This window comes from Nosocomiicoccus massiliensis, assembly GCF_000438455.1.
Taxonomy (GTDB): Bacteria; Bacillota; Bacilli; order Staphylococcales; family Salinicoccaceae; genus Nosocomiicoccus; species Nosocomiicoccus massiliensis.
This window is the reverse complement of record NZ_CAVG010000132.1, coordinates 1-7,528: the sequence shown is the minus strand read 5'-3', so window position 1 is coordinate 7,528 and position 7,528 is coordinate 1. Positions and strand designations below refer to the sequence as shown.

The window sequence follows — 7,528 nt, the reverse complement described above, 5'->3', positions numbered from 1 at the left end:
ATCGACATAATCATAAAAACGATCGACTAACGCTTCGATTGTCTCTTCACCAAGTTGCTTATAAACTGTAACCATCTATTTCTCCTTAATTCGACTCTAATGCTTTATAAAAACGTTCAACTTTAACAGGTGTATCTTTTTTAGTAATAGTAAACTTATCTAGCAGCTCATTGAAGATTGTCTCTTTCGACACGTCATCTACTTCAAATTCGATTTCGTAATCTTCATGACCTAAATATGTACTGTAATCTAAAACGAGTGTTCCACCATTATAATCTATTTCTTTACGAAGTGTCGTTAATTTGCCTACGACACGTAATGTTCGGTTAATTAAATGACTACGTATAATTAAAAACATCGGACGACTGAGCATATCTTTATTTACAACATCTCCGATTTGTATATCTTCATATAGAGGGTTGTGAAACTCTTCAGTCACATGCTCATCCATTGGAACTTTTAGCGTCAACATATTCACATCTTCACGCTTTCGAATACGTAACATTAAGTAATTACTTCTTAATTCGAAGCGGTCCGTATCGACGTAGTAATTCGTCTGAGAAACAGCTTCAACATCTTTAAATAAGGCACGTTCTATATTTTCAAATTCATCTTTAGTTAATAAATTTTTAAATTCAATTTCAGTCTCTTGCATAATAGCCTCCTATTCATTATTATTGCGATTTCATAAGATTAAGTAAAGCATTACACATTAAATACGTCGAAAGGGTACAAGTGTGGTAGAATAAGTACCGGTAGAGGTGATAGTAATGGATATCTATATTAATGAAATTAAATATGAAGACGATACATTAAAATGCTACGTTGAAAATGATTTAACCGATAAAACACTTGTAAGTACAGAGCAGATGATTGTAGACTCTGATAACTTTACGATTATTTACATATTAGATGATGGTGAAGAGTACATCCGCACGCATTTCGTATCCGAAACGTGGGAAATGTTAGCGAGATACTATAACAAAACTGTCACTGTAAACGATCAAGTAGAGCTTAAAGAATTTTTCACGGAATTAGATGTGTTACTTGACAATATTAAAGATAATAGTAATTACGGCAAAGAGTTTGAAGGTAAAATTGTAGAAACTTTTGCAATTTAAAAGGGGGCTTAAAATATGGATGAGTGGAGCGTATTTTTATCTCCGTATCGACAAGCCATCGATGAACTTAAAATTAAGTTAAAAGGTATTCGACAAGAATATAAATTAACGAACCGTTCGTCTCCAATAGAATTTGTTACTGCAAGAGTAAAACCAGTACAGAGTATTATTGAGAAGGCGAGTAAAAATAATATCTCTTATGACGAACTTAGAAAAGATATGTACGACATCGCTGGTGTCCGTATTATGTGCCAGTTCGTCGATGATATTATGATTATTAGAGACTTAATCGATAAGCGAGAAGATATGAGAATTATCGAAGAGCGAGATTATATTAAACATACGAAAGAAAGTGGATATCGTTCGTATCACATCATTATAGAATATCCAGTTTCAACAGTAGAAGGTACGGTGAATATATTAGCTGAGATTCAGATCCGTACACTCGCTATGAATTTTTGGGCGACGATTGAACACTCGCTGAACTACAAATATAAAGGTGAGTACCCAGTAGAGATTAAAGAAAGACTTCAAAATGCAGCGGACGCCGCGTATCAGCTCGACCAAGAAATGTCATTAATACGCGAAGAAGTCCAGGAAGCACAGAAGTTCTTTTCTAAGAAACGCAACATCTAAACGAGGAGGAGATAATTATGCGATTTACAGTTATCTCAAAAAACGACGAAAAGTCAAAGTATACACGCGAGTATTTAATTCAAGGTATGAAAAAACGCGGTATGGAAGAAGATAATATACATCCGGAAATTATTATCTCCGTCGGCGGCGATGGAACGTTACTCGGTGCGTTTCATATGTATCAACATTTATTAAAAGAAACGATGTTTGTCGGTGTTCATACTGGAAACCTCGGATTTTACGCAGATTTTCATCCAGAAGAAGCGGACCAGTTAATAGACTTAATAGACCGTAGGGAATTTGTTGAAACAGAATTCCCACTCGTCTCTGTAACAGTAAATACAGATGACGGTGAAGAACGTCATCTCGCATTAAATGAGACGACATTAAAAATGGTACAAGGGTCGACGCTCGCAGTGGATGTTGGTATCGGTGGGAAACATTTTGAAAAGTTTAGAGGAGACGGTATTTGTGTGTCTACACCGTCTGGTTCTACAGCTTACAACAAATCACTTGGTGGTGCGTTAATTCACCCGTCATTTCGATCGATTCAACTTACAGAAATCGCATCGATTAACAACCGAGTGTTTAGAACGATTGGTTCATCGATTATTTTACCGAGCCATCACACGTTAAACGTGTATCCAAATAAAGCAGATACGCATTTACTGACAATCGATCACCTACATTTTCAGAAAAATGGTATTCGTTCAATTGAATATCAAGTGGCAGAGGAAACGATAAAATTTGCCCGTTTTAGACATTTTCCGTTTTGGCATCGAGTCAGGGAATCGTTTATATCAAGTGAGAGGTGAGTAAGATGTCAGTTGAAACAGAAGAAAAAGACTACACAAAACATGTGGAAGACATAGAAATAAAAGCAGCATATGATAACTTGATTATGCTGTTAGAACAAGAATCTTATGAGCCATTTCGTGAAGAGTTTTTAAAACTCCACGAATACGAACAAGGTGAGTTCTTCAATCTTTTAAATGATGAAGATAGAGAAAAATTATATCATTTACTCAGTCCAAAAGAAGTGGCGGATTTCTTTGACACGCTATCTATTTCTAATGAGGAAATGGAAGAGATTTTAACAAGTATGGACGCGAGATACGCTGCACAAGTACTCGGTGCAATGCAGTACGACAACGCAGCGGATATTATGAACTTCTTACCAAAAGAAGTCATGATGAGCTTCTTAGCACTTATGAAAAAAGAAGACCGCGAAGAAATTCGTATATTAATGAACTACGAAGATGATACCGCGGGAGGTATCATGACGACGGAGTTCGTCTCAATCGACAGTGAAATGACTGTCCACGAGGCGATGGTGCACTTAAGAAAAGTAGCTCCAGATAGCGAGACCATTTACTACTTATTCGTCACTGATATTAACAACAAACTCGTCGGTATTATTTCGCTTAGAGATTTAATTATTGCGGATGAAGACGAATATATTGGCGATATTATGAAAGAACGTGTCATCTCGGTAAATGTCGCAGACGACCAAGAACAAGTCGCGTATATGATGAGAGACTATGACTTCTTAGCAGTACCAGTTTTAGATTATCAAGAACACTTAGTCGGTATCATTACTGCCGACGACATCATGGACGTTATCCAAGAAGAAGCAGAGGAAGACTACTATAGACTTGCCGGTATGAGTGATGAAGGCTCGCCACTTGACGATTCATCATTTACTGCAGCTAAAAAGAGACTTCCGTGGCTCATTGGTTTAACACTTATGGGTATGATTACCGCGACGATGTTATCAACATTTGAAGAGACGCTTGAAAAAGTAGCGTTACTCGGAGCATTTATACCGATTATCGGTGGAATGTCAGGTAATGCTGGGACGCAAAGTTTAGCGGTCGCTGTCCGTGGGCTTGCTACAGGTGAAATTAAACGCGTAAGTTTACTAAAGCTTGCGATTAAAGACATTCTTACGGGTATGATGACAGGATTCACTTGTGCGGTATTACTATTCATTATCATTACGATTCTATTTGGTGAACCTGTCGTCGGAATTATCGTAAGTATTTCATTATTTGTAGCGATGACATTTGCGACGCTATCTGGAACATTTATACCGATGGGGATGTCAAAATTTGGGATTGACCCTGCAGTAGCAAGTGGTCCGTTTATTACGACATCGAACGATATTATCAGTTTAATGATCTATTTCTCACTTGCAAATGCATTAATGAGTGCTTTAGTATAGATAATCATTGCATTTTTTTGAGAATCGATTTAAAATTAGTAGTAGGTACTAATAAGAATGGGGGATTCTCATGGATTTAAAAGGTAAAACATATGTAGTAATGGGTGTTGCGAACCAACGTTCAATCGCTTGGGGAGCAGCGCGTGCATTAGACAAAGCGGGAGCGAACATCGTATTCACGACATTAAACGACCGCTTTAAAGATCAAATCGAAAAGTTAAAAGGTGAACTCGAAGGCGACCATGACTTCATGGTAAACTGTGACGTTACGTCAGACGAAGATGTTGAGCGTGCATTTAAAGAAATTGGCGAACACACAGGTGGAATTGATGGCGTGTTACATGCAATCGCATTCGCTAATAAAGACGAGTTAAAAGGTGGATACTCTGAAACGTCACGTGCAGGATTCCAACTTGCATTAGACATTTCAGCATATTCTCTTGCGATCGTGTCAAAAGAAGCGAAGAAAATCTTAAACCCAGGTGGGTCAATCGTAACAATGACTTACTTAGGTGGAGAACGTGCACTTCCAAACTATAACGTTATGGGTGTCGCAAAAGCAGCATTAGAAGCAAGTGTTAAATACTTAGCGCTTGACCTTGGTGAAGATGGATATCGTGTAAATGCGGTATCAGCAGGCCCAATTCGTACGTTAAGTTCATCGGGAATTGGTGAATTCAAAACGATTCTAAAAGAAATCGAAGAGCGTGCACCATTAAAGAGAAACGTCGACCAATTAGAAGTTGGTAATGCTGTAATGTTCTTATTATCAGATTTAGCATCAGGAATTACAGGAGAAGTATTACACGTCGACTCAGGATATCACGCAATGGCATAAAATTAAGCTAAGACCATCTGGTCTTAGCTTTTTTATCTTTACACTCCGTAAAAGAATCTAAGTACGTGTTCAATTTCTGGTTTCCACGTCTTCCATATATGGCCACCGTCGAGTTCTTTATATTCATATCGTTCTGGTATCGAAAAGAGTACTTCGTTTAACTCGCGGTTTGGATCTAAGAAGTTTGCTTGTCTGCCTGTAATTGTTACGAAGTCTTGTTCTTCAAGTCCAATTGTATGGTAAAAGTGAATGTTTTCAGTGCCTTCTGCTTCGATAATTTCATCATAAAATTCATCGGTAACTTCCGGACTAAATGCGAGAACATTTTTAAACATTTCTGGGTAATTAATCGCAAGTTTAATACTAAAGCTACCCGCTAAACTTTCACCCATTAAAGTTCTACTGTCGCGATTTTTCATTGTAGGAAACGTATCATCGACAAACGGAACAAATTCTTTTGCTATAAATTCCATAAACTCGTCTGTATGTTCACCTTCTGGTTGGAAGTGATGGTTACGCCACTCGACACTCGGGTAGGGGATTCCGACGATAATCGCAGCTTCTATCTCACCATCTTTATAAAGTCGTTCGTATATACGGTGGATTTGACCGTATTTAAAAAAGTCTTGTGAGTCAAACGTATAATAGACGTGATACTTACGATTTTCCTCAAAATCTTTTGGTATATAATATTGAAACTCGATTGTTTCGTTTAACACTTTAGAAAGTATTTCGTTGTTATGAATGCCTGTTGTATAATCCATTGTTATCTCCTTTTTATATATAGTGTAACGTATTTATAAAATATTGCAGTTAAACAGAATAATTCTTTCAATAATTCTTACATTCAATGATATAATAAAAACAAGTTTCGAAAGGAGACACGTCTATGCTGAATAAGATTTGGTTTCAAAGTGGTGTAGCGCTTATTATGACGCTCATCATTATATATATGACTGTGAAAGTACAGTATATATTTGTACCATTTTTCAAAATCATTGCGACAATTTTCGTACCTGTACTACTTGCTGGCGTCTTATTTTACATTACGATTCCAATTCAAGAATACCTAGAACGCCATAGCGCGCCGCGATGGCTATCGATGACTTCTGTATTTTTAATAATTGCGATTGTTATTACAGTGTTATCGATCTCCGTTATTCCGGTAATCACTGAGCAAGTTCAAAACTTGATTACACGTGGACCACTTATTCAACGTGAAATACAAAGTTTTATGAACACAGTAATCAATCAGAGGGATCGTTTACCGTTTGAGGTAAACTTAGATGAAATAACGAACCAAGTATTTGAAACAGGGTCTACGATGTTTAGTAGCGTTATCGCGAACGCATTTAAAATTATAATGAGTACAGTTTCGATTGTGATTTCACTTATTTTAGTACCATTTTTCTTTATCTTTATGTTAAAAGATCACGAAAAATTTGTACCGACAATTACACGTCCATTTACAGGTCGTTTTAAGTTATTTTTACTCGATACGATTAAAGATATCGATAAAACACTCCGTGCATTTATACAAGGACAAATGCTCGTGTCGTTTATATTATGTATTATTTTATTTATCGGTTATAGAATTATCGGTTTAGATTATGCATTATTACTCGCGGTGTTTGCGCTATTTATGAACGTCGTACCATTCGTTGGACCTTGGGTCGCATTTTTACCAGCAGCGATTCTATCGCTCATTCAAGATCCAATTATGTTCATTTGGGTATCACTCATCACACTTGCAGCGCAGCAAATCGAGTCGAATATTATTACGCCAAACGTTATGGGTCAGCAACTTGCCTTACATCCATTAACAGTTATTACGATTGTACTTGCAGCAGGAAATATCGCTGGATTCTTAGGAATTCTAATTGCGATTCCGACATATGCTGTTATAAAATCTATCGTTCAAAATATCTGGCGTTATAGACGTGATTTAAGTCAAACGTTAATTAGTGACGTTAAAGTACCAAAACAAAAGTATTAAATAGCTAAGTCCTCTCCTGTACTCGATATATAGGGTAAGGAGGGGATTTTTTGAATCCAATAGATATTTTGATTAAGAACAACTTTAAATTGACGAGTAATCCGCATACGATGACGCCGTTTGGGTTTAGAAATTATACTGTGAATGGATTCAACTATGACGCGTATTGCGGAGGGTTTCACCGAGCGTATGACTTTGCCAAACATGACGGCGCAGCGATTCCTGCAGTAATGAGCGGAGTCGTCGTTCAAGGAACGAGTAATTACGGCAATTTTGGTGGAACAGTCGTGATTGCAAACGAAACACTAGGCTATCAAGTAATATACGGACATTTAAAACGAAGTTTAATAGTGACGATTGGTCAGTATGTAAAATACGGAGAAACAATTGGATATCAAGGAGATACAAACAATTTAAATGCGCCTATGGCAAGCCATCTTCACATTCAGTTTCAGAGATACGGTTATTTAAAAGAAAAAGATTTTGTCTGTAGTGGAATTAGTGCTTATCATATTGATTTAAGAAAAGATCGATATTTTAACGGGATATTTATCCCGAAATACAATATGAATATTAGAAATAAACCAAGTTTAAAAGGAGAAAATATTTCATCTGCACAACCGAATGATAAATTACAGTTTAGAACAGTAACTTATAAAGATGGACACTATTGGTTAAAGTTAGATAATGGATATGTGTCATCAGGTACGAAT

9 protein-coding genes are annotated in these 7,528 nt (G+C 36.8%); 7 read left to right on the top strand and 2 right to left on the bottom strand.

All coding sequences use genetic code 11. The annotated features are described in order from the left end of the window. Positions 1-85: 85 nt before the first annotated feature. The gene (locus tag TJ68_RS06380; protein ID WP_040929328.1) at positions 86-655 is read right to left on the bottom strand and encodes a CYTH domain-containing protein; all 570 of its coding nucleotides are present in this window, start codon (positions 653-655) and stop codon (positions 86-88) included. Between the two features lie 115 nt (positions 656-770). Between TJ68_RS06380 and TJ68_RS06375 the strand changes: the two genes are divergently transcribed. The 5 genes from TJ68_RS06375 (at position 771) to fabI (ending at position 4,819) form a co-directional block, all read left to right on the top strand. Beyond that, positions 771-1,121 carry a UPF0738 family protein gene (locus tag TJ68_RS06375; RefSeq protein ID WP_040929327.1) on the top strand — a complete coding sequence of 117 codons (351 nt, stop codon included), beginning with the start codon at positions 771-773 and terminating at the stop codon, positions 1,119-1,121. A gap of 15 nt (positions 1,122-1,136) precedes the next feature. Beyond that, positions 1,137-1,757 (top strand): GTP diphosphokinase, encoded by a 621-nt coding sequence (gene yjbM, locus TJ68_RS06370; protein WP_040929326.1) that lies wholly within the window; start codon positions 1,137-1,139, stop codon positions 1,755-1,757. Positions 1,758-1,774: 17 nt separating this feature from the next. Continuing rightward, entirely contained in the window at positions 1,775-2,572 is a 798-nt protein-coding gene (locus TJ68_RS06365) for an NAD kinase (protein ID WP_040929325.1), read from the top strand. 5 nt (positions 2,573-2,577) lie between these two features. Then, entirely contained in the window at positions 2,578-3,981 is a 1,404-nt protein-coding gene (gene mgtE / locus TJ68_RS06360; RefSeq protein ID WP_052327362.1) for a magnesium transporter, read from the top strand. A 70-nt stretch (positions 3,982-4,051) separates the two neighbouring features. Further along, on the top strand, positions 4,052-4,819 hold the full coding sequence (gene fabI / locus TJ68_RS06355) for an enoyl-ACP reductase FabI (RefSeq protein ID WP_040929324.1): 768 nt from the start codon (positions 4,052-4,054) through the stop codon (positions 4,817-4,819). A gap of 38 nt (positions 4,820-4,857) precedes the next feature. Here the strand turns inward: fabI and TJ68_RS06350 are convergent, their stop codons facing one another. Continuing rightward, positions 4,858-5,583, bottom strand: a complete 726-nt coding sequence (locus TJ68_RS06350; RefSeq protein WP_052327361.1) for an alpha/beta hydrolase — start codon at positions 5,581-5,583, stop codon at positions 4,858-4,860. A 125-nt stretch (positions 5,584-5,708) separates the two neighbouring features. On the opposite strand from TJ68_RS06350, the gene TJ68_RS06345 reads away from it, so the two are divergent. Next, the gene (locus TJ68_RS06345; RefSeq protein WP_040929323.1) at positions 5,709-6,815 is read left to right on the top strand and encodes an AI-2E family transporter; all 1,107 of its coding nucleotides are present in this window, start codon (positions 5,709-5,711) and stop codon (positions 6,813-6,815) included. A 50-nt stretch (positions 6,816-6,865) separates the two neighbouring features. Continuing rightward, positions 6,866-7,528 (top strand): peptidoglycan DD-metalloendopeptidase family protein (locus TJ68_RS06340; protein ID WP_148449677.1); only part of this gene is annotated, 663 nt, incomplete at its 3' end.